Origin of the sequence: Marininema mesophilum (genome assembly GCF_900106775.1) — a bacterium.
In the GTDB taxonomy this organism is placed as follows: Bacteria; Bacillota; Bacilli; order Thermoactinomycetales; family DSM-45169; genus Marininema; species Marininema mesophilum.
This window is the reverse complement of sequence record NZ_FNNQ01000005.1, coordinates 109,659-131,082: the sequence shown is the minus strand read 5'-3', so window position 1 is coordinate 131,082 and position 21,424 is coordinate 109,659. Positions and strand designations below refer to the sequence as shown.

The 21,424-nt window shown below is 46.0% G+C and carries 16 protein-coding genes; 12 read left to right on the top strand and 4 right to left on the bottom strand.

The genetic code is table 11. The features are described from left to right. The first annotated feature begins 52 nt into the window (after positions 1 to 52). The 3 genes from zwf (at position 53) to BLV90_RS06505 (ending at position 2,884) form a co-directional block, all read left to right on the top strand. Positions 53 to 1,597, top strand: a complete 1,545-nt coding sequence (gene zwf, locus BLV90_RS06515) for a glucose-6-phosphate dehydrogenase (protein WP_091738116.1) — start codon at positions 53 to 55, stop codon at positions 1,595 to 1,597. 27 nt (positions 1,598 to 1,624) lie between these two features. Further along, positions 1,625 to 2,254: a cyclase family protein gene (locus BLV90_RS06510; protein WP_091738357.1), complete on the top strand. Its 630-nt coding sequence runs from the start codon at positions 1,625 to 1,627 to the stop codon at positions 2,252 to 2,254. Positions 2,255 to 2,515: 261 nt separating this feature from the next. Further along, the gene (locus BLV90_RS06505) at positions 2,516 to 2,884 is read left to right on the top strand and encodes a hypothetical protein (protein WP_091738113.1); all 369 of its coding nucleotides are present in this window, start codon (positions 2,516 to 2,518) and stop codon (positions 2,882 to 2,884) included. Between the two features lie 36 nt (positions 2,885 to 2,920). Here BLV90_RS06505 and BLV90_RS06500 read toward each other — a convergent pair whose 3' ends face one another. Continuing rightward, a complete protein-coding gene (locus BLV90_RS06500) occupies positions 2,921 to 3,379 on the bottom strand; it encodes a hypothetical protein (protein ID WP_143035007.1) in 459 nt (152 codons plus the stop codon). 86 nt (positions 3,380 to 3,465) lie between these two features. Here BLV90_RS06500 and BLV90_RS06495 point away from each other — a divergent pair, with 86 nt between their 5' ends. After that, a complete protein-coding gene (locus BLV90_RS06495; RefSeq protein ID WP_091738107.1) occupies positions 3,466 to 4,593 on the top strand; it encodes a S8 family peptidase in 1,128 nt (375 codons plus the stop codon). A gap of 64 nt (positions 4,594 to 4,657) precedes the next feature. Here BLV90_RS06495 and BLV90_RS06490 read toward each other — a convergent pair whose 3' ends face one another. Continuing rightward, the gene (locus BLV90_RS06490; protein ID WP_091738105.1) at positions 4,658 to 5,953 is read right to left on the bottom strand and encodes a S8 family peptidase; all 1,296 of its coding nucleotides are present in this window, start codon (positions 5,951 to 5,953) and stop codon (positions 4,658 to 4,660) included. Positions 5,954 to 6,118: 165 nt separating this feature from the next. Between BLV90_RS06490 and BLV90_RS06485 the strand changes: the two genes are divergently transcribed. After that, positions 6,119 to 8,098: a peptidoglycan D,D-transpeptidase FtsI family protein gene (locus BLV90_RS06485; protein WP_091738102.1), complete on the top strand. Its 1,980-nt coding sequence runs from the start codon at positions 6,119 to 6,121 to the stop codon at positions 8,096 to 8,098. Between the two features lie 70 nt (positions 8,099 to 8,168). On the opposite strand, the gene BLV90_RS16655 is transcribed toward BLV90_RS06485, so the two are convergent. Continuing rightward, positions 8,169 to 8,687 carry a gamma-type small acid-soluble spore protein gene (locus BLV90_RS16655; RefSeq protein WP_091738099.1) on the bottom strand — a complete coding sequence of 173 codons (519 nt, stop codon included), beginning with the start codon at positions 8,685 to 8,687 and terminating at the stop codon, positions 8,169 to 8,171. 89 nt (positions 8,688 to 8,776) lie between these two features. Here BLV90_RS16655 and asd point away from each other — a divergent pair, with 89 nt between their 5' ends. From asd to greA, 4 genes are all read left to right on the top strand, one after another. Continuing rightward, positions 8,777 to 9,625, top strand: coding sequence for an archaetidylserine decarboxylase (gene asd / locus BLV90_RS06475; protein ID WP_091738096.1), 849 nt, complete (start codon positions 8,777 to 8,779; stop codon positions 9,623 to 9,625). A 15-nt stretch (positions 9,626 to 9,640) separates the two neighbouring features. Continuing rightward, the gene (locus BLV90_RS06470; protein WP_177167927.1) at positions 9,641 to 10,264 is read left to right on the top strand and encodes a rhomboid family intramembrane serine protease; all 624 of its coding nucleotides are present in this window, start codon (positions 9,641 to 9,643) and stop codon (positions 10,262 to 10,264) included. Between the two features lie 131 nt (positions 10,265 to 10,395). Next, positions 10,396 to 11,610, top strand: coding sequence for an MFS transporter (locus BLV90_RS06465; protein ID WP_091738090.1), 1,215 nt, complete (start codon positions 10,396 to 10,398; stop codon positions 11,608 to 11,610). Positions 11,611 to 12,731: 1,121 nt separating this feature from the next. Beyond that, a complete protein-coding gene (gene greA, locus BLV90_RS06460; RefSeq protein WP_091738087.1) occupies positions 12,732 to 13,211 on the top strand; it encodes a transcription elongation factor GreA in 480 nt (159 codons plus the stop codon). Between the two features lie 163 nt (positions 13,212 to 13,374). Here greA and BLV90_RS06455 read toward each other — a convergent pair whose 3' ends face one another. Then, a complete protein-coding gene (locus BLV90_RS06455) occupies positions 13,375 to 13,845 on the bottom strand; it encodes a hypothetical protein (RefSeq protein WP_091738084.1) in 471 nt (156 codons plus the stop codon). A 140-nt stretch (positions 13,846 to 13,985) separates the two neighbouring features. Here BLV90_RS06455 and BLV90_RS06450 point away from each other — a divergent pair, with 140 nt between their 5' ends. The 3 genes from BLV90_RS06450 to BLV90_RS06440 all read left to right on the top strand — a co-directional run bounded on the left by BLV90_RS06450 (position 13,986) and on the right by BLV90_RS06440 (position 21,418). After that, positions 13,986 to 15,125, top strand: a complete 1,140-nt coding sequence (locus BLV90_RS06450; RefSeq protein WP_177167926.1) for a metallophosphoesterase family protein — start codon at positions 13,986 to 13,988, stop codon at positions 15,123 to 15,125. After that, entirely contained in the window at positions 15,122 to 18,031 is a 2,910-nt protein-coding gene (locus BLV90_RS06445) for an AAA family ATPase (RefSeq protein WP_091738076.1), read from the top strand. The genes BLV90_RS06450 and BLV90_RS06445 overlap by 4 nt, the downstream gene beginning before the upstream one ends. A gap of 162 nt (positions 18,032 to 18,193) precedes the next feature. Continuing rightward, positions 18,194 to 21,418 (top strand): PD-(D/E)XK nuclease family protein, encoded by a 3,225-nt coding sequence (locus BLV90_RS06440; RefSeq protein WP_091738073.1) that lies wholly within the window; start codon positions 18,194 to 18,196, stop codon positions 21,416 to 21,418. Positions 21,419 to 21,424 lie beyond the last annotated feature (6 nt).

The following is a 21,424-nucleotide window of genomic DNA, read 5'->3' as shown; positions in this document are numbered from 1 at the left end:
AAGCGGGAAGTATGATAAGAGAACCAAGGATCATGAACAGGAGTGAAGGCACATGTCAAAACAAATTAACTCCAAGGAACCCTTTGCAATGGTGATCTTTGGTGGTGCTGGTGACTTGGCACAACGCAAGTTATTTCCGGCTCTATACACCTTGCACCGAAGCGGTTTTCTACCTGACAACTTTTCGGTGTTGGGTGTGGGGCGTTCTCCGCGGGAAACAGAGGATTATCGTCAGTTTTTACGGAATGCAATTACCCAATTCGCTCGAACCGAAGTGGATAATGAGGAGGAGTGGTCCTCCTTTGCTGAACGATTTGATTACCTGTCTATCGATGTCACTGATGCTGGAACTTATGATGAATTGGAAAGAGCTGTAGCAGAGCAGGAGAAGCAATTTTCTTTACCAGGAAATCGACTCTTTTACCTAGCTGTGGCACCAAAGCTCTTTGGCGTAGTAGCTGAGAACTTGAAAGCAGGCGGATTAACAGAAAATAATGGTTGGAAGCGACTCGTGATCGAAAAACCCTTTGGACGAGATTATCTGTCTGCTGAAGCGTTACAAGAACAAATCAACCGTTCTTTTCCAGAGGAAGAGGTTTATCGGATCGACCATTATCTTGGGAAAGAAATGGTTCAAAATATCGAAGTGCTCCGCTTTGCCAATTCCTTATTTGAAAACCTATGGAATAATCGCTACATCAGTAATGTCCAAATCACTGCTGCGGAGATAGTAGGAGTGGAGAATCGTGCGTCGTACTATGATAGCGCAGGGGCACTCCGGGATATGGTGCAAAACCATATTTTACAATTGTTGATGATGGTTGCTATGGAACCACCTAGTCACTTAAACCCTGAGGCTATTCATGATGAAAAAGTGAAGGTGTTACGTTCTCTCAGGCGCTACGAAGAACATGATGTGAGTCAATATATGGTGCGGGGACAGTATACGGGCGGATTTATAGATGATAAGGAAGTCCCTCCCTATCTAAATGAAGAAAATGTACCAGAGGGTTCGACCAATGAGACTTTTGTTGCGGGTAAATTATATATTGATAATTTCCGCTGGTCTGGCGTTCCTTTCTATATACGGACAGGGAAACGAATGGCTGAAAAATCAACGGAAGTGGTAATACAATTTAGGGATGTACCGAAACATTTATATTTCAACAAGGATAATAATTTAGGCTCGAATTTGCTTGTAATCAAGATTAACCCAGAAGAAGGGCTTGCCCTTCAGATGAACGCCAAAAAACCTGGCGTAGCTAACCAAGTGGTTCCGATCATGATGGACTTTTGTAATAATTGCGGTGTAGACACCCCAGAAGCTTATGAAAGTTTGATTCGAGACGCATTGGAAGGGGATCGTACCTTCTTTACAAACTGGGAAGAGGTTTCCCTGGCGTGGAGATTTATCGATCCCATTCGACAAGCATGGGATCAGGAAGGGGAGGAGACCCTTGCACCTTATGAGTCGGGTTCTTATGGTCCAAAGGAAGCCGATGCATTGCTTGATCAGGATGGATTTCAATGGGTTTCTCCTTATCACCCCGAAACCGAAAAAAAACCAGTTGTTCGTGGACAGGAAATTAGTGATTAAAGGCTTGAAGAGAGGAGTTTGCTGATGATGAAACTTTATGATATCTCTATGCCGATTCATGAGGGCATGGCTGTATATAAAAATAAGCCAGAGAAAAAACCAAAGATTGAATGCGTTCAGGATTTCGATACCAGTCCAGCAAGAGAATCCCGAATCACACTCGATGTGCACACAGGTACTCATGTGGATTCACCGCTACATATGCTACCTGAGGGTGGAACCATGGAAACCCTTAATATCGAAACGTTAACGGGGCAAGTAAAAGTAATTGATCTAACAGCAGTATCTGAAGGAATAGGAGCTAATGATTTAAAGGGCTACGAGATTGAAGAGGGAGATTTTATCCTGCTGAAGACGAGAAATTCTGGGCGTGAAGATTTTGATTTTGAATTTGTTTTTCTTGCAGAGGATGGAGCGCGTTGGCTCGCTGAAAGAAAAGTAAGAGGGGTTGGCATCGATGCCCTAGGTATCGAACGGAGTCAACAAGGGCATCCCACTCATAAAATCCTATTTAATGCAGGTGTCATCATTGTCGAGGGGTTACGATTAGGGGAGGTTCCAGAAGGAATATACTTCATGGTGGCTGCTCCGATTAAACTTATCGAGACGGAAGCGGCTCCTGCACGAGTATTGTTGTTCGATAATCTTCCGATATAAATTTAATGAAAGCCTCCTAAGGGTTTTTTATACCCTTAGGAGGCTTTCTCATGATCTAATTTCGTGCAGGAAGATACTTCTGCAAAGACTATATAACTTAATTTATTTGAATATTCAGTTTATAATGGGTTAGATCCTTTTGGACTAGGTTAGCGCCTCTTTTGTCCCCCTAGTGGGTGTCTGACGTGTGCATTACCCCAAAGTGTACATACAAGTAGTGGTGTAAAGGTCAGAGATGACCCACAAAGGAGGAGGGGTCCCATGTCCGATTCCGAACTGACAAAAAAACACTTCGCTGATTGGATCAATCAGACCGTTGGGAGTAATGTAGCCAACGAAAAGATAATGGAACAACTATTACTCGATGCAAAAGAAAGTTACTCTCGTCAAGGTTTAGATGGATTTTTTGAATATATCCGTCAATTAACTCAGGCACCCCTATCGAACACGCAACTGAAGCAAATGATGGACACCGTGGTCGGAGCAGGAAGTGCTACGGAAGCTTTTCGCCAACTCTCAGATCATGCCCAAATGCCTGCAGAGTCTGTTCAATTGGTAGAGGAGGGCAAACAGGCTGTTAGTCCAAATCGCCGCGAAAGAAGAAAAGGGAGAAAAGGAACTCGCGGCTAATAAAACGGGCTGCGTTTTGGCAGCCCGTTTACGGATTCAATTGCGCTTCTTTTTGTTTGTCAAGACCTTGTCGATTAGCGCAGGAAGACTGGGAGAATTGAGAAGATCATAGAAACTATCCCCGTTTTTGGAGTAGGGTGGCGGAGGTGACTTCTCCATCACTGTAGGACTTGAATCTTTTCCCCCCGTAGACGAAGACGCTTTCTTCTCCATCTTGATCTCGGATAAAACTTTTAGAACATTTTGCAGGGCGTCCTTGTCGTGTACCGCTTCTGTTAGGTTGGAGACGGCACTTAGCCATTGGTCCATCTTGGAGGCATAGGAGCGAATCTGCCGGGAAAGTGTGCGCATCTCATCCATCTTCTTTGATAGCTGAAGTGGAGGCGTTACCTTCTCCTGAGTAGCTGATAGTGTGGGGCGATTGACGGTCTTACGATGAGGTCGGGGAGTCCTTTTCCGTGTTGAACGTGAAGTGTACAGTTTTGGTGGTTTCAACGGTACCACCTTCCTAAGTGAGAATCTGGATCGGTCTCAATATATTCAAACAAGGGTTTATCAGTGAGTGAAGGAGATGAGTCGACATGACGAAGCCCGATTGGTTGCCGGGCACGTTACCGATGTTCAACCGTAAACCACGGGTGAGAAAAATCTTCCATCTAAAAGGCTATCGGAGCCCGAATCACTGTCTCCGGGAGATGAACCGTTGTGGTGGGCGTCCGTTACGTGTGCTTCCTCAACTGGGGGTGGTGATCGGAGAATTTTATGGAGAAGAAGGGCTATACAGTCTTGAAGGGCATCCTGATGTAGCCTATTGGGAAGTGGATTCCCGAGTGACGATCACTGATCCTTTTGTTGGTGAAGTATCGGAGAATACCGATCGGCTTCCATGGGGAGTTCAGCGGATTGAGGCCCATAAAGTATGGCGATATACCAAAGGGCGCGATGTAAATGTAGCGGTTATCGATACAGGGATTGCCAGTGATCATCCTGCTGTGCGTGAAAACTATAAGGGTGGCATCAATATCCTCTCCCCCATGTTTACCCCCTATGATTATAACGGCCATGGTACACATGTTGCGGGTACGATTGCAGGTCGGGCGGAGGATCTCCTCGGCGTTGCTCCTCGAGTTAATTTGTTTGCAGTAAAAGCATTTAATCGTAAGGGAAGTGCCAATCTATCCGATCTTCTATCTGCCATCAACTGGTGCATTGAAAATAAGATGCAAGTAGTTAATATGAGCTTTGGGATGGCAAGGGTATCGGATACATTAGAGCAGGCGATTCGAACCGCTTATCAAAAAGGGTTAGTCATGGTGGCTGCTGCAGGGAATCAGGGGACGTCGGGGGATATCGATTATCCTGCTCGTTTTTCAGAGACGATTGGTGTGACGGCTACGGATCGGACTGGAGATATCGCCAGCTTTAGTAACACAGGACCGGGTGTGGATATAGCGGCCCCAGGAGATAAGGTGAGTTCGTGCTGGCTTAACGGAGGTACACGGGTAATGAGTGGGACTTCCATGGCAGTTCCCCATGTAGCGGGTACCGCAGCACTGCTTTTTTATCTTCGTCCAGAATTGACACCGGATCAAATAAGGAAAATTTTAATGAATTCGACGGTTGCTATCTCAGGTACCGATGTGGGTCTATTACAAGCCCATCATTCCGTACAATTATTAGCTCGCTATATGGGGCGATACGTACCATGAAAATGGGATGTTACAAAAAAGAGGGGTCAGAGCACCCATAGGGACGCTCTGGCCTCATTTTAATTTAATCGACGAGTGATGAATCTAAACGAACACAACCGACTCCTTGTTCATTTGCAGGACGATGGATATCCAGTGAATGTTTAGTCAATGCTTCTTTAATTTTATCGGGTGTCCAGTCTGGATGACGAGTGAGAAGGATGGCTACGAGGCCAGCGACAATGGGTGTGGCCATAGAGGTTCCTGATAGCGTGCAATAATGATCCCCTACACGCGTTTCGGGGGACATTTTGTCGATATAGGATCGTTTGACGCGTAAGGAGGTGATATCGGTTCCAGGAGCGACGATATCTGGCTTGGTAATTCCATCAAGAGTAGGTCCTCGACTCGAAAAGGAGGCAATGATTTGTTTTGAACCATCAGGTTCCCCCTGATCATCCGTAGCACCTACAGTGATAATGCGAGGATGGTTGCCAGGACTCGATATCGTCCCGGAATCTGGACCATCATTGCCAGCGGCGGCCACGACAACGATTCCTTTTTCCCAGGCTTTTTCAACAATTTGTGAGACGGGGTCTTCCTGGTAACTGGTTGTACTCCGACTTCCAAGGGAGAGAGAAATGATTCGAATCTGATATTTTTCGCGGTGATCAATACACCATTGAATTCCGGCGATTACATCGGATAAATTACCTGTTCCCTTGCGGGCGAGTACTTTTACCCCAACCAATTTTGCAGCAGGAGCCGTTCCGCGATATCGATTGTTTGAAGAATGCCCGTTTCCAACGGCATCACCTGCACAATGCGTGCCATGACCATTATCATCATAGGGTTTTGTTTTATTTTTGACAAAATCCTTGAAGGCAAGAATTCGTGATTCAGGATAGGTTAAATCAGGGTGAGGATGAATGCCCGTATCGACGATAGCGATTGTTGCTCCTTCTCCTTCGTTGTCGTGTTCCCAGGCAAGGGGGGCGTGAGTAGCTTTGGAGGCGACATCGAGTAACGTATATACCTTTCGGTCGAGATAGATTCTTCGCACTTCAGGGCATGTTACAGTTTCTCGTAATTGGTGAAGTGTAAGATGTACTCGATAGGTTAGGATGCTTGAATAATAATTAGATTCCGATGAATGAGGGCTTTGTAAGGTTTTTTGAAGAGTACTGCTGGTGATGGTTTTCTCATTCAATTGAACCAATACGGGAATGCGCTGAAAGCGCTGTAAAACGGGTAAAAACGCGCGGTGCATGATGCAGGGCACCCAGCGGAGAATGGATAGACGGCGAATCAATGAGCTGCGAAGATCAGAATCCATTTGTTTGCCATGTTGACGGATCCATTGGAATTCAGCTAGGGCCATCTTCTATCGAGCTCCTATCTATGAAATTCGTTTCATAGCAGGATATGTTCTTAACGCGATCATGGTCACCTCATCCGCCTACATTCGTTCCTGCGCTCCAACTGATTTTTATGTTAAACTAATAGGGTAAATTGCAGAGAATGAGAGAGGTTGAAGCTACTTTATATGCTGAATTCTCAACGCCGCGGTACTAAAGAAAAAGAACGAACACTCCACCGTCTCCATGCTTTATGGCTTACTGTATTCCTGCTGTTTGTGGCGCTACTTCTACGATTGAGCTGGGTACAATTGAGTAGCGGAGAAAAATATCATGATTTAGCGGCGAAAAATAATTTCAAACAAATCCCAATTGTCGCTCCCAGAGGAAATATATACGACCGTGGGGGCAAGCTTCTTGTAGGAAACCAACCACTTTATACAGCGATTTACTTGGAGACCGATCAGACGACCGAGCAAAAACTGGCGATGGCCAATAAGTTGGCCACGTCACTAGGGATGCCCCGCAAGGATGTCTTGAAAAGCATGGATGTGGGATTGGATACAAAGGGAAAACAAGTCCCACGCAAACAGCCACCATACTACCCCAAGAAAATTAAGGATCGACTGACGGAAAAGGAAGTGGCTCGTTTATCAGAACATCCCTCGGAGTTTAAAGGGGTGAACGTCATATTAGAACCCTTGAGGGAATATCGAAAGGACTCATTTGCTGTACAGACAATCGGGTATGTTCGGCCCTTTCAAGGGGCAAAGACTGCCCTGGAAAATTATAAACGAGCATCTAAAAAGTCGAATAGCGGCGATTATCTCGATTGGGAACAAGTAGGGATGGATGGCTTAGAGTATAGTTATCAGGACCAACTAAGAGGAAAGAATGGGTACCGCATTGTGCGAGTTAATTCCTCGGGTAAAGTACAGGAAGTTATTAAAAAGGTGAATCCTCGTTCGGGCAATAAACTGTACACGACCTTAGATGAAAAAATGCAGTCAGAGGGAGAAAAAAAGGTACAGCAACACCTTTCCTATCTACGGAATCAAGCACCAGGAAGGGATCGTTCTCCCTATGCCCGAAATGCCTATGCAGTGGCGATGGAAGTGAAAACCGGTCGGATTCGTAGCATGATCAGTTATCCGGATTATGATCCCGATATTTGGAATGGAGCAGTCACTGCCCAGGACTATAAAAAATTAACCTACAGTATACGTAACGGAACGATTACAGAAGCTCCATATGATGCGCGAAATGCGGTTAACCCAGATAAGGAGTATCGACGTCACCCCCTATCAGTGCTACCGCTTGGCTCCACCTTTAAACCGATGATGGCATTGATGGCATTGGATAAGGGGTTAATCAGTCCCTATACATCCTTTAAAGATCCAGGTGCTTTTTACTATGCATCTTCTACTCCTCCGATCCGAAATTCTAGCAACCATAATTATGGCATGTTAAATGTGAAAAGTGCCTTAGCTAAGTCGGCGAACACGTTTTTCACTTGGGTAGGTAGTCGTTGGTACCATAAGGAAGGTAAAAAAAGCATCAAGGAGTTTCAAAAGTATACCCATCAATTTGGACTAGGCTCATCAACGGGGGTTCCACTAAAAGGAGAATCGAATGGCACAGAGGATTATGTATCGATTGCCGCTAAAAACTCTGGCTTGAGTGGAATGGTTCTCGCATCTTTTGGACAAGCTCAACGATATTCAGCGATGCAACTGGCTCAATTTACAGCTACCGTTGCTAACAATGGAAAACGCATGACTCCACAGCTGGTAGAAAAGATCGGCAATAAAGGAAGTGACGGGGTGATTAAGCCCAAAGTGATGAATACTTCTGGAATCGACGCCAGTCACTTTCAAACGGTGAAGGATGGGATGGTAGCTGTTACACAACCAGGTGGAACGGCCTCTCACTTATTTAAAAATTTGCCATTTAAGGTAGCGGCAAAAACTGGAACATCGGAGCAGGATATTCCTGGCCGTGGACGAGTAGAAAACTCTGTGTTTCTTGCCTTTGCGCCAGCTAATGATCCTAAAATCGCTGTTGCTGTTATCGTTCCTGAAGGAGGATACGGTGGTAAAGGAGCAGGTCCGATCGTTGAAAATTTGATTACCAATTATTACGAGCGATTTATGAAAACAAAGCAGTAAGTAATTAGCGTGTTATGATAGTTAATAAAAGATCCCACCCCAAAAAAGGGTGGGATCCAAGGTCATCTGATTACTTCTGTTGCTGTCCTTTGTTCGCCTGAGATTGTTGGTTTTGCTGGCGAACTTGCTGAGCATTTGTTTGCTGAGCATTGGAAGCAGAAGCAAATTCATTCTTGTACTGTTTTTGCGCAGCTTTTTGCTGAGCGTTTGCAGCAGAAGCAGCAGAAGCGAATTCGTTTTTATACTGCTGTTGAGCGTTCTGCTGCGAACTCTGAGCAGCAGATTGCTGATTTTGCTGACGAACTTGTTGCGCGTTCGTAGCAGATTGAGCGTTCGATGCAGCATTGGAAGCAGAAGCGAATTCATTCTTATACTGCTGTTGAGCGTTCTGCTGCGAACTTTGAGCAGCAGATTGCTGATTTTGCTGACGAACTTGTTGCGCGTTCGTAGCAGATTGAGCGTTCGATGCAGCATTGGAAGCAGAAGCAAATTCATTCTTGTACTGCTGATTTTGCTGATTTGCTTGCTGATTTTGCTGGCGAACCTGTTGGGCGTTAGTTTTGGATGCCCCTTTTGGTTGGTAAGCCATGGGTATCACCTCCGTGGCTAGTATTGTGTCCCGAAACAAGGGAATCACTCATATAAATGTCATCTATTTATTGGTTAAGGAGGACGGCAATGAAGGAACAGCTACTTATCACGGTTTTGAAGGCATTACCGAAAAAAACCATCTCCCGTTGGATGGGAAGTTTTTCCCGTACTTCCTTCAGTCGTCGCTTCATTCCTTTTTACATCAAACGATTTAATGTGGATATATCGGAGGCGGAGCATCCAGTTACAGCGTACCCTACTCTGTTGGACTTTTTTGTACGAGATCTTAAAGAGGGAGTTCGTCCCATTGACTCAGATCCAGAAGTGATCACAAGTCCAGTAGATGGAGCGGTTTCCCAGAAAGGGTGTATCGCAGAAGGTACAATGCTTCAAGCGAAGGGTGTTACATATTCGTTGGAGGCACTACTCGCTGAAGACTCTTTATTAGCAGCTCAATTTGCCGGGGGAGATTTTCTAACCCTTTATCTCAGTCCCCGGGATTATCATCGTATTCACGCTCCTGTTTCGGGTAAAGTGACCGCTCTGACCTATGTTCCTGGCACGTTGTTTCCGGTAAATGAGCTAGGAGTACAGCGTGTGCATGGCCTTTTTGCCCGGAATGAGCGGTTGATCACCCTGATGGATAGCCCTTGTGGAAAAGTAGCGGTAATCAAAGTGGGAGCTACCAATGTAGGGAGCATTCGAGTGAATTATGAACCAGAAGTTTGTACAAACCATCCGAAGCAAAAGAAAATAGTAAGGAGAGAATATTCCACCCCTGCGTGGTTAGATAAAGGAGAAGAGATGGGCCGCTTTGAGTTTGGCTCTACGGTTATTCTTTTGTTTCAAAAGAATCGTGTGAAATGGATAAAGGATTTAAAAGCGGGGGTACCCGTTCGGATGGGTGAGGCGCTTGCTCGCAAGGCGCAGAGTTAGAGGAGGAGAATGGGAATGTTTAACCATACACAATTACCATTGCGCCGCTTTCGTTCGTATTTTCCAATTGTGACCGGGATTTTATTGGTTCAGTCAGTGGTTTACCTGTTAATGACGTTCAATGGGGGTTCAACGGATGCAGATACGCTCATCCGTTTTGGTGCCCTTGAGAAGTCTTTCTTGATCCAAGGAGAATGGTGGCGATTAATTACTCCAATATTTATTCACATTGGCTTGGCTCATTTTATTTTCAACAGCTTTGCTCTTTATCTCTTAGGTCCTCAATTGGAATGGTTATTTGGTAAATGGCGTTTCTTCATTTTGTATATGGTGACGGGATTTGCAGGTAACTTAGCTTCCACTACCATTGAACCTATAGGAATTAAGGCGGGAGCCTCTGGTGCGATTTTTGGATTGTTTGGAGTATATCTTTATTTATTTCTGTTCCGAAGAGGGTCAATGGATCAGGAAACAGGCAAGAGTATCCTCGCTTTAGTAGGTGCTAATCTTATTCTGAGTGTAATCGTTCCTAATGTAGATTTAACTGCACATTTGGGGGGGCTTTTTACAGGAATGCTATTGGCAAGTACGCTATTGCGGGGAAGACATGAAAAGAACAAGGGCGAGTTGGATAAGTAGGATGGATTCAAACTTGCCAGAGTTATACATGGAAAAGAAAATTCTTTGTGAACCGCTCAGGTGAATTTTTTACCTGGGCGGTTTTTCTTTATTCGAAAAAGGGTTGGGTACACTATTGGGTGGTGAGGCCTATGCGTTTATTTGGAAACACAAATCGATTAGACCGTTCAGCGTGGTTACTCCTAATGATCAGCGGATTATTTGCTGTGTCTACTGCGCTATCTAACATCTTTGTTAATGTGTACTTTTGGAAAATAAAGAACGACTTTGGGATCATCGGTCAATTTAACACGGCCAATTATTTGTGGATGGCGATCACATTTATCTTTGCAGGGCGATTGGCAAAGCAAGTGGATCGGGTCATAACGATCCGCATCGGAGTTGTGCTATTGGCAGCTTTTTATTTATCCGTCTTGTTAATGGGAAAAGATGCGGTCAATCATGTGTTCTTTTTAGGTAGCTTTTTAGGTATTGGGTCTGGGTTCTTTTGGTTATCCTTTAACGTTCTTTACTTTGAAATCACGGAGAAGTACAATCGGGATATTTTTAATGGATTTAGTGGGTTGTTTACCTCCCTGTCAGGGATTATTGCGCCATCGGTGTCCGGTTGGATTATTACTCGGATTAATCATTTCACAGGTTATCGTATCATCTTTACCCTGTCGTTACTGGTGTTTCTTGCAGCTGTGGCAGTTAGTTTTATGCTACAACGACGTAGTGCCAGTGGGCGATATCGACTATTTGATGTACTAAAACTGTGTCGGAAACGCGAGAATCATTGGTTTTGGGTAAATTTATCAATGATTGGACAAGGAATGCGGGAAGGTCTATTTGGGTTTTTGACCAGTCTTCTCTTTTATGTTGCTACCCGAGATGAGTTGGCTTTAGGTAGTTACTTAACCGTCTCTTCTTTTTTTGGGTTACTCTCATACTTTATCGTTGGGCGATATATGAGGATTCGGTGGCGAGATGAGAGCATCTTGTTTGGAACCGTGATGTTAGGAATCGTAAGTCTGCCTCTTCTCTGGGATATTAACGCATGGACATTGGCTATCTTAGGGGTAGGATCCGCTTTTTTTTACCCGATATATATGGTGCCCCTTACTTCTGCTGTATTTGATGTGATTGGAGAAACTCAGGAGACGGCTAAATACCGCGTGGAGTATGTGGTTGCGCGTGAATTGGCCCTTAACACAGGAAGACTCTTCGCAGTGCTCGTTTTTTTATGGTGGGTAATCTATATGCCTACAATGGTTCAGCTACGTTGGTTAGTGGTACCGTTTAGTTTCGTCCAGATGTTCACCTGGTTGATGATTCGCAAGGTACCGTTATTAGAACAGGAGTAACAAAGAACGTTTTCTATTGATCCTTCTATAGCTAAAAACCGCGATATCCATCGGGTTTTTAAAAATCCATTGACTACCTTGTGGGGTCATTCCCTTTTTGAATATGTTGACACTCCCACGGCTGAAGCACCCCAAGGGCCACTTCCTTCGGGCGCCGATGGGATTCTCGGGTAGTTAGCGCACTCAACTCATTTCTGCTTCGTGGAACTCCCAAGTTCAGGGGTGTGCCATCACCCCGTCCCATGCAGTTAGAAATGTACCCGCATGGGCGGCGTACCTGTTACCAGTACGCTAGTTAGACCCAGCCCTCACTCTCATGGTTTTACCTAGTAGGAGAGGTCGGTTCGCTACTAGAACCCCACCCATGACGTACGTGGGAACGAAACCCGCTACCAGCGGGATGAGCACCGCTCATGCGTTCACTATATCAAAAGGTGTTGCGCCTAGCACTCCAAAAAAGCAGGGGATCAGAGCAACGCCGACTTTCATCCCACCCTTGAAAGAAGTGGGCTTTCAGCGGCATCAATCTGTAAATCGCATTTTTTAATCTTGCTTGGTATTTACTTTCTTTTTCAAAAGTATCGCCATAGGTTTAAGGATTGTGGTTTGGTGGAACAATCGAAAAGTCGCCGATTTTCTTCCGGTGCTTTTTTAGTATTGCTTCGACAGAAAATGGGCGTGACAAAGGTATCATCGAGGTTGGAGGTTTTGAAAAAATTTAAGCGAGTGCTTTCTCATACCTTAACTAGGAATATAAGGGTTATGGGGAGGTGTTTCCGAGGTGAGCAAATTTAAAATAGAGAGCTCTCTCTTTCAAGGTGGAAGTATTTGTGATAATATATCACTCAGTCCGATTGCTCATCCTGTTAAAGGCGTGAATCTTCTTAGGAGAATTCGTTGAATGGGACCTGATTGGATGCTCCTCATGTGCAATGTAAGATGAATTTGCTGGATCCTGTTGATAAACATGGGATGGAGTCCGAGATGGCTGAATATGATTCAATCACAAGCGATTGTGTATTTGTGAGTGGTCTATTTTTTCAGATGGATTCCACCATGAAAAGGCTTACATTCTAACAATTTTATTAAACGGTAGATGTTTTTTTCAAGGAGGTAACGGTATGGCACAACAGAAAAAAGAAGTGCTATTAACAGAAGAAGGGCTTGCTAAAGTAAAGGCCGAACTAGAAGCTTATCGTACCAAACGACGCCCAGAAGTAGCCCAACGGTTAAAAGAAGCGATTGCTCAGGGGGACTTGAGTGAGAATGCGGAGTATGATGCAGCAAAAGAGGAGCAAGCTTTTGTTGAAGCGCGGATTGTTACTCTGGAGAATATGATTCGCAATGCTAAGATTATACACACGGATACGGAAAATAAAAGCTTTGTTGGTGTGGGTTCAAAAGTGACGATTCAAGAGATTCCTGATGGAGATAAAGAAACCTATACCATTGTGGGCAGTGCCGAATCGGATCCAATTTCAGGGAAGATATCCAATGAATCTCCGATTGGCTCTGAACTGATTGGTAAACGAGAAGGGAATACGATCAAAGTTCCAGCCCCTTCTGGTACGATTGAATTTAAGATTGTATCGATTAACTAAGAAAATAGCAGAAAATCTCCCGTCCAAGACGGGAGATTTTTACATGGCGAGGAAGATGGATTTTTTACGTCTAAACAGTATGGTATGCTTGAACGTAATCCATTTTTATAGATCCCCTGATGACTTCTTAGGGGGTGCGAATAAAGTAGGTGCAATTGGGGAATTAAGCCCATGTCGGAAGAGAATCGGACTTTTGAGTGGCTTTTACGTAATCAAGTAAAGGGATCAAAGATTGGCGACTATGATACTCTATCCATTGTTGTTGATGGTTTTTGATGAGAAGGCGAGGAGGATCCCAGATCTTTGTTGGTCGTGTGATAATGATCTCTCGAATGGGATGTCCAACAGGGGAAGAGATCAGAATGACTGGTTTTGGGAAGCGAAATTTTACGTATTCTTCGGGTAGATTGGAGGAACGCATGCCCATCATTCGATCCAAACCCTTTAGAACTTGTTCTAACTCAGATTGACTGATTCGATTAACGGTAAAGGATTTCCCCTCTCCATGATGGACACGTACTCCATTCACCTCAGATATCCGAGCAGGTGGTTGGGATGTGGCTTGGGTGTAAGTGGGTAGTGTGAGGACAATAAGGGTGCTGAAAACGAGAGATAAACCATAAATACGACGCATGGTAAAACCTCCTTTTATCGGTTTCCTTCCTATTTTGGGAAAATAAGAGGTTATTCATACAACAAAGAGGACCCAGCGCCGGTATGACATTATCTAGTGATAAGGGACGAGCCAGACTTTTTACACAAGGTGGGACATCGATGAATGATGTGACATTCTTACATACAGCGGATTTACATATCGATCTTCCTGTTCGAGGATTTAAGGGTAATGAACGACAACGTGCAACACGCCATGATGATTACCGCCGAACCTTCGGGCGCATTGTTGATCTTTGTGTAGAGCGAAAGGTAGATTTTTTATTTATTGCAGGTGATTTTTTAGAATATGCCACGGTAAGGCGTCAAACGGTTGCCTGGGTTATTAGCCAATTAGAACGGATAGCGGAGACAAAGGTGCTTATCGCACCAGGGAATCATGATCCACTGCGGGAGGATTCTTTTTATCGCACCTTATCTTGGCCAGAAAACGTTCATTTTTTTGCTGAAGAATGGGAAGAAAAGTGGTATCCCGAAATGAACTTACGGATATGGGGTCGAGGATTTACACAATTTGAAGAGCAAGTGACCCGGTATCCCACTGTGAATGGAAGAACCGATGAACGCCGCCTTATGATCCTACATGGGACTTTTCCGATGCAGGAGGAATCAGGGCCATATTATCCTTTGTCTGAAACGGGATTAACTCCACTGGAAATGGACTATATTGCACTGGGTCATATTCATCAGGCAAGGGATATGGAGCTTAATAATCAGCGGAGAACAAAGATTTCTTACCCTGGCTCTCCAGAAGCACTTAATTGGACAGAAATCGGAGAACGGAGGGTGATTCTGGGTAAGATGACCCCTGAAGGGTTTACGATTGAGTCGATTCCAATTGAGAGTCGTTGTTATGAAATCGATGAGATTAATCTGACGGGGTGTGAGACAGAGGAAGAACTCTGTGAGCGGATTCTAGTTCAGATACCACCTGGTCAAGGCCGGGATAGTTGCCGTCGGCTGATATTAGAAGGACGTCGTCGGGTGGATTTTGAACTGTCGGAGGATTGGATTTTGCTCCAACTTGAGGAAGCAGGGTTCTTTTATGTGGAGCTGATCGATCATACGATACCGGATTATGATTTGGAGAAATTGGCCCAGGAAGAGGGATTGACAGGGGTCTTCCTCCGGCGGATGCAGGAGCGAGTGGCGGAGGCGAAGGAAGAAGAACAAGGGATGCTGGAGCGAGCCCTTTATCAAGGGTTAGACGCTCTCCTCGGTTCGGAGGTGAGCAAAGGATGAAAATTGATCGCCTAGCTTTCCGCGGCTTTGGACGATGGGTGGATCGTTCCTTTGAGTTCAGTGAGGGGCTCAATCTGCTTGAGGCTCCTAACGAAGCAGGAAAATCGACCCTGATCCAAGGGTTGGATGCACTTTTGTATGGAGGGAAGAAAGAAGGGGTTTCCCGCCGGCAAAAAGCAGACTGGTATGATATATATCTTCCGTGGAACAGTGACCGATATGGAGGAGAGGTCGACTTTACCTTAGAAGGGCAAGAGTACCGAATTATTCGTTCTCTGCGTTGGGACGAAGACCGAGAACAACTTGTCTTAAGGAGTACTGGACGGGAATTAACGGGTGAGTTTGAGATGGATCGACGGAAGGATCGTCGTTTTATCGAGGGTTTAACTGGATTATCTGTGGATCTATTTACCCGTGTGGCACATATAGGCCCACAAACGAGTGGGGATGATCGACATGTGGTTGAACGAATTCGGCAGATCATTACCCAGGGAGAAGAGACTGATTTAAAGCCCGCATTAGAACGATTAGAGCGCGATATTCAACAGATTGGAAAGACGGATCAGGCACGAAGTAAGCCCTATGGAGCTTCAGTGGCCAAGGTAGCAGAGCAGGCCGAGGAAGTGAAGGAATTGCGCCGGCTGTATGAGGATCTACGCGGGGATCAGGCTCGCTTGGCTACCCTTAAAAATGAGTTAATGACTTTAGCAGAAGAGCAACACCGATCCCAGGAAGAAGTAGGGCAGATTAAAAGGCGGGTTCAACGGAGTGAACGCCTTCATCATCTCCGTGATCAGGAGGAAAACCTTCGCTACCGTCTCTCCCGTTGGGAAGCGGTGGCTTCAAAGTTCCGCCAATTAGAAGCGAAACGACACCAAGTGATGCCAGAGCACCTACTTAGTGCTGAGGAAACCAATGAGTTGCGTCAATTGATGGAAGAGAGAAACACACCAATCGTTCGTTTAGAAGTGATTAAAAAACGTTTAATTGATTTGGAGGAGGAAGGAAAACGAGTCGCAGCAGAAAATAGCCACCTCCTCAACCTGGATGAATCCCTCCTGCAACGGCACATTCATCGATTAGATGAAGCTTCTCGACTTGAAGAGAAGCTAAAGGCCCCTGATGCAAAAGGGACGGTGGATGATCGAGTTAAGGGAATGCAATTGGAGAAGGATACGAGTCGTCTGATGGAGCTCCAGGAACGAGAAGAGAGTTATCGACGGAATCGTAGAGAGTTAGAAGATACATCGGCAACGTTATCCAGACGATTAGACCTTTTTGAAAGGGAGCAGTTTATCTCCCAAGTGGTGGACTCCCAGATCCCTCCTGGTAAAACAAGCTCAAAGTGGCTTTTCATGGGTGGAGGGGGCCTGGTGATTGGGGTACTTTTGATGCAACAATCCGTATTCTTTGGTTGTCTTACCCTTTTTGGTGGAGGAGTTGCTCTGTATCGATACTATCGTCTCTGGGGAGTTGATCGGCAGATTCACCAAGATTGGTTAGCGCAACGTTCCAGTATGCAGGGGGATCAAGAGCGATTGCGTAGGGAGAGGGAAGTGGCTGAAGCGGAAGGAGAGTCACTCAACCAGGAAATGCTTCGTACACGCTTAGCGGAGAAGCGGAAATTGTTACAAACGGCTTATGATGAGCTAGCCATTGTCATTAAGGAGCAAGAATCCATTTTTAGTCGATGGAATGTGGCTTCACTAGTGGAACTCCATAAAAAAGCGGACGAACAACGGAAGCGAATTCAAGATCGGGAGACGGCGAGTCAGCTGGATCAACAATACCGTGAGCGTTTGAAGGAGATCTACCAGGAAGCGGTTCCCTGGGGGGAAGAGAACCAATTAACCAATCGTTTAGGGCCTTACCAAGTAAAGAATTGGTTAGAAGAGTTGACTAAGGTGGCAGATGAGGCGCGTATTGCCCGTGAAACCGGTCAACGGATTAAACTGGAGACGACGACTCTAACCCAAGAACAAAAGAGTCTGGAGGCTACTCTTGAGCGAACTGAACAAGAGGTAGCACGTTGGACAGAGCGGCTCGGGACAGGGGACTTCTCTTTATGGAAAAGTTGGCTTGAAGCTGGGGATCATGTACGTCAATTGGATGAGCAGATCCGGGAAGCGTTACGGGAAAAAGAGGAACTGACCCAAGCCATGGAGGAGGAAGAATGGGAAAAACGACTGATGGAAATAGAGGAAGAGTTAGCCTCTCTTGATACAGGAGAAGAGGAGGTGCCTCTTCCCGAGCTAAAGGCGTCGTTTACGGAAGCCGAGGGTGTACTGGATCGGGTAAGCCATTTCCATCGTCAGAAGGAAGTCGAGGTATTGAAGCTAGACGAACGCCTGCAAGTACGGGCTGATGGCCTCCCTTCACTAGCGGATCGAGAGACGCAGTTGGATGAAATGAGGGAACGTCTAAAGGTTCTAACGGAACAACGGACTGCTTTAGAAACGGCTCGGGATGTTCTACTCGAGGCAGCGCAAGAGGTGCAGGAGGATATCGCTCCCCGCTTGCGTCCCTATGCTTCTCAATGGCTGCAGAAGATTACTGGACGTTATGAGGATTTATTGATCGATCCTGCGAAGGGGTTGGAATTAAGTGTGTTTGTGCCAGAGACAGGGGAGAGACAACCTATAGAGCATCTCTCCCGTGGAACTGTGGATCAAATGTACTTTGCCCTTCGTCTCTCCCTGATCCGCTTTTTCTCCGAAAATACGGCCCCCTTACCGATCATTCTCGATGATAGTTTGGTTCACTTTGATGATGAACGTCTCAAGGAAGCTCTTCAAATTCTAGGGGAATTGTCTGAAACCCATCAAGTGATTCTCTGTACCTGCCAGAAACGAGAAGGGCTCTTGTTAGAAGAGTTGGGTATCTCCCTTAATCGACAGGCAATCTAAATGGAAGTTCGATATACTCTGAAGGAGAGGAGTGAAAGCCGATGCAACCTATAGGGGTGCACCGGTTTTTTACTCCCGTGGGCTAGAGAAGCTATTTTGTTAAGTGGATGATTGGGCTATACTGTGACCCACTCAACTTTCCTTGATAAAGAGGTGAAAAAAATGCCTGGTCGCCTTGTGCTCCATCCAGCCATCGAGGCTAATCGCGGAATGGGGCTTCTCCATCTTACCCCTAGAGGGGAGCAGCAGATCGTTTACCTAGTGCCAGGAGCTCAATCTGTAGGTGAATATCGGCGAATCGTACATAGTAGGGGATTGTCCGAGAAGCAGATCCAACTAACTACCTTCGATGCTTTTGTAAGGGAGTTATACCCACAATCCAAAAAGCACTTGATGACACGCATCGAACAGGAATGGTTGGCCCGACGTGCGGTAGAAGAAGGGATTCGGGAAGAACCAGGCTATTTCCAAGGAATGACGGATCGAGTGGGTTGGTTGAAAAAAGTAGAGGCCCGTATCGGGGAATTGAAGCGAGCGGGCGTTCGTCCTGAACGGCTGACCACCCTGTGGAAACATCAAGGGGATGGCTTGCCTGAACTGGCGCGTGTGTTTTACACCTATGATCGTCTTTTGAAGGAGCATGATCTCCTCGATCATGAGGAGCCTTATTTTTTAGTGATGGATGCGATTCGTAAGGAGGAGATTACACTTCCGACTCATGTAGTGGCGGAGCAATTTCCGGACCTTTCCTTCCTCCAAGAACAGCTGTTGATTCAATTAATTACAGCGGGTGTTTCCGTTGAGTTGCATTTGGCTTGGGATGAGGAACGTCCTCGGCTATTTGAAGAGACGAAAGGTCTCTGTGATCGGCTAAAAAGGCGAGGGTTTGAAATCGAGCAAAGGCAGGGTCATAAAACTAAAAAAAGAAGGAAGTCCCTTGATCATCTAGCACGATCCATCTTTGCTACTGAACCGCGCAGGGAAGTCTCTTCCGATGTAGAGGTGATCGCCGCTCCTGGATTGGAGAAGGAAGTTACGTTGGTAGTCGCTCGGTTAAAGAGATGGTTACGGGAGAGCGGATCTCCATTAAACAAAGTAGCCTTGGTCACCAATCAGGCGAATTCCTACTTTCCCCTTCTCATGTCTGCTTTGGAGGAGGCAGGAATCCCTTGTACGCGTACATTTTCACGTCCATTGAAAGAGCATCCGTTGATATGGACCCTTCACACTGCTTTGTCTATGCAGAGTATGAAAAAAGAGATGATCCCCCTTCTTTTAGAAAGCCCTTTACTACCCTGGTTAGCGGATAAATCATCTGCAGTTTCCTGGACGGCAATATGGCAAGGCTTGGGTTCACCTGAACGGGGCGAATTACTCTCTCGTCGAATTGACCAAATCACAGAGGATGAACTGCAGAAGTGGGAGATTTCACAGGAAGAGTTAGTAGGGATGGTCGATCTTTTTCGCTGGGTGGAGGGTGTACCTCAACATCCGCTATCTTGGAACGAGTGGGTAGCGTGGTTTACAAGTTGGGTAAAGCCGTTAGATGACCGTGAGCGTAGGCAAACCCTTGCCCGGAATCCGATGTTGTTACCGGTCATGGCTGAGGAATGGAAAGCCTGGTCAGGATTACGAGAGATCATCACGACCTGGCAAGGCATTTTTGCGCAGAGGAACTTAGGGGAGCAAATGTGTGATCGAGGAGAGTTCCTCTCTGCCTTGGAGCAGGCAGCTGAAGCAAAGCAGATCGAGGGTAAACCTGGTCGTAGAGGAGGTATCCATCTACTAGAACCCAATCAGGTGCGAGGGGATCGATACCAGGGTGTATTTCTCCTCGGTTGTGTAGAGGGAGAATGGCCGCGGCCTATTGCAGAGGATTGGCTCGTCTCTGATGAGGAACGGGAGCGATTGCGGCGGGAAGGGGTTCATTTGGCTTTGGCTTATGAACAGCGAACCCATCAGTTAATCCCCTTTTTCCATTGTGTAAGTGCTGCGGAGGAGAAGCTGGTATTATCCTATCCAGCCAGTGATGTGGAAGGGCGAAATCGCCTCCCTTCCCCCTATTTAGATGAGGTGAAGCGAGTTTACAAGCCTGAACCATTTTCTGAGGAGATACCTGGTATCTCGGAGTTGCTCCCCCTATCATGGCAAGTCAGTACTTCTCTTAACAAAGGGTTAGAGCGGGGGATTGCTCTCCTAGGTAGAGTAGGGGGAAAAGATCTAAAAGAGAAGGATCTACAGATGGCCCGTAGGATTGTGGAGCGGGTCAGGGAAGAGAGGCCCTCTTTTATAGCGAGTGTAGCGGAGAAAATAAAGGTAGAAAGTCAGCGCCAATCTGAAGGCAAAACCTCCAAATATAGCGGCTCGCTTACTACGGATGTATGGGGACCGGAAGTGGCTAAGGCCATGAAGGATCAGGTATGGAGTGTCACCCAATTGAATGAGTTGATGCAGTGTCGCTTTCATTTCTTTGCAGGTCGAATGGTAGGTGCTCGGCATATTTCAGAGGAAATAGAAGGACTTTCTCCACTGGAAAAGGGAGAGTTACTTCACCGCATCCTATGTCGATTTTGGGATCGTTATCGCAGAAAATCCTTACCTGATTTTGAGCTTGCAGAAGAGGATCTGCGTGGGGTGGCCAATGCCGTATGGCAGGAGTTTGTCAGCAAGGATTCGCAAGAAAGAGACCCCCTCTATCTTCACATCGAGAAATCGCGATTAATACGTAAAGTACTCGGAATGATTCGGCATGAATGGAGCTGGAGAGAGAAGGAGGATGTTTCCGACTTTCGCCCCATCTTGTTGGAGTTCGGCTTTGGGATCGAAAAGGATGAGGAACGGATTCGACGAGGGGAGATCGATCCTGCTACCATGGCGAAGCCAGTGGAGTTACCCCTTGCCAATGGTGAGCGTCTTCGACTGAAAGGAAAAGTGGATCGGGTTGATCAGGATGAGCTGGGTCGATATATCCTGTACGATTACAAGTCAGGGAATGCTCCTGATCTTGCCCAGATTAAAGAGGGAGCTTACCTTCAATTGCCTCTTTATCTATGGGCGGTGCAGGAAGTCTTTTCTTTAGATTCTAAACTGGCGATTGGTGTTGCCTTTTTTACCGGAGGGAAAGGAAAGGATGGCCAGCCTCCGACGGATAATCGGAACAAGGGGCTCTGGAGGAAGGAAGAGGCAAAATTAGCGGGGATTAGTGGACGAGTCACCGGATTATTCCCAGCAGATGAATGGGAAGAGGTGATGAACCGGATTCGTCTACAACTAAGGGATCGATTGGAACGTGTTGAAAAAGGGGATTTTGCAGTGGAGCCTACCTGGGAGTGTCCCACCTATTGTCCCCATCGAGGTATTTGTCGGGTGAATGCCTATCCATCCTAGAAGGGA

Coding starts and splice junctions, on each gene's coding strand:
- asd (WP_091738096.1), top strand. CDS start 8,777: ATGAAGGAACAGCTACTTATCACGGTTTTGAAGGCATTACCGAAAAAA.
- greA (WP_091738087.1), top strand. CDS start 12,732: ATGGCACAACAGAAAAAAGAAGTGCTATTAACAGAAGAAGGGCTTGCT.
- BLV90_RS06505 (WP_091738113.1), top strand. CDS start 2,516: ATGTCCGATTCCGAACTGACAAAAAAACACTTCGCTGATTGGATCAAT.
- BLV90_RS06465 (WP_091738090.1), top strand. CDS start 10,396: ATGCGTTTATTTGGAAACACAAATCGATTAGACCGTTCAGCGTGGTTA.
- BLV90_RS06490 (WP_091738105.1), bottom strand. CDS start 5,953: ATGGCCCTAGCTGAATTCCAATGGATCCGTCAACATGGCAAACAAATG.
- BLV90_RS06450 (WP_177167926.1), top strand. CDS start 13,986: ATGAATGATGTGACATTCTTACATACAGCGGATTTACATATCGATCTT.
- BLV90_RS06445 (WP_091738076.1), top strand. CDS start 15,122: ATGAAAATTGATCGCCTAGCTTTCCGCGGCTTTGGACGATGGGTGGAT.
- BLV90_RS06510 (WP_091738357.1), top strand. CDS start 1,625: ATGAAACTTTATGATATCTCTATGCCGATTCATGAGGGCATGGCTGTA.
- BLV90_RS06485 (WP_091738102.1), top strand. CDS start 6,119: ATGCTGAATTCTCAACGCCGCGGTACTAAAGAAAAAGAACGAACACTC.
- BLV90_RS06440 (WP_091738073.1), top strand. CDS start 18,194: ATGCCTGGTCGCCTTGTGCTCCATCCAGCCATCGAGGCTAATCGCGGA.
- zwf (WP_091738116.1), top strand. CDS start 53: ATGTCAAAACAAATTAACTCCAAGGAACCCTTTGCAATGGTGATCTTT.
- BLV90_RS06495 (WP_091738107.1), top strand. CDS start 3,466: ATGACGAAGCCCGATTGGTTGCCGGGCACGTTACCGATGTTCAACCGT.
- BLV90_RS06455 (WP_091738084.1), bottom strand. CDS start 13,845: ATGCGTCGTATTTATGGTTTATCTCTCGTTTTCAGCACCCTTATTGTC.
- BLV90_RS06470 (WP_177167927.1), top strand. CDS start 9,641: ATGTTTAACCATACACAATTACCATTGCGCCGCTTTCGTTCGTATTTT.
- BLV90_RS16655 (WP_091738099.1), bottom strand. CDS start 8,687: ATGGCTTACCAACCAAAAGGGGCATCCAAAACTAACGCCCAACAGGTT.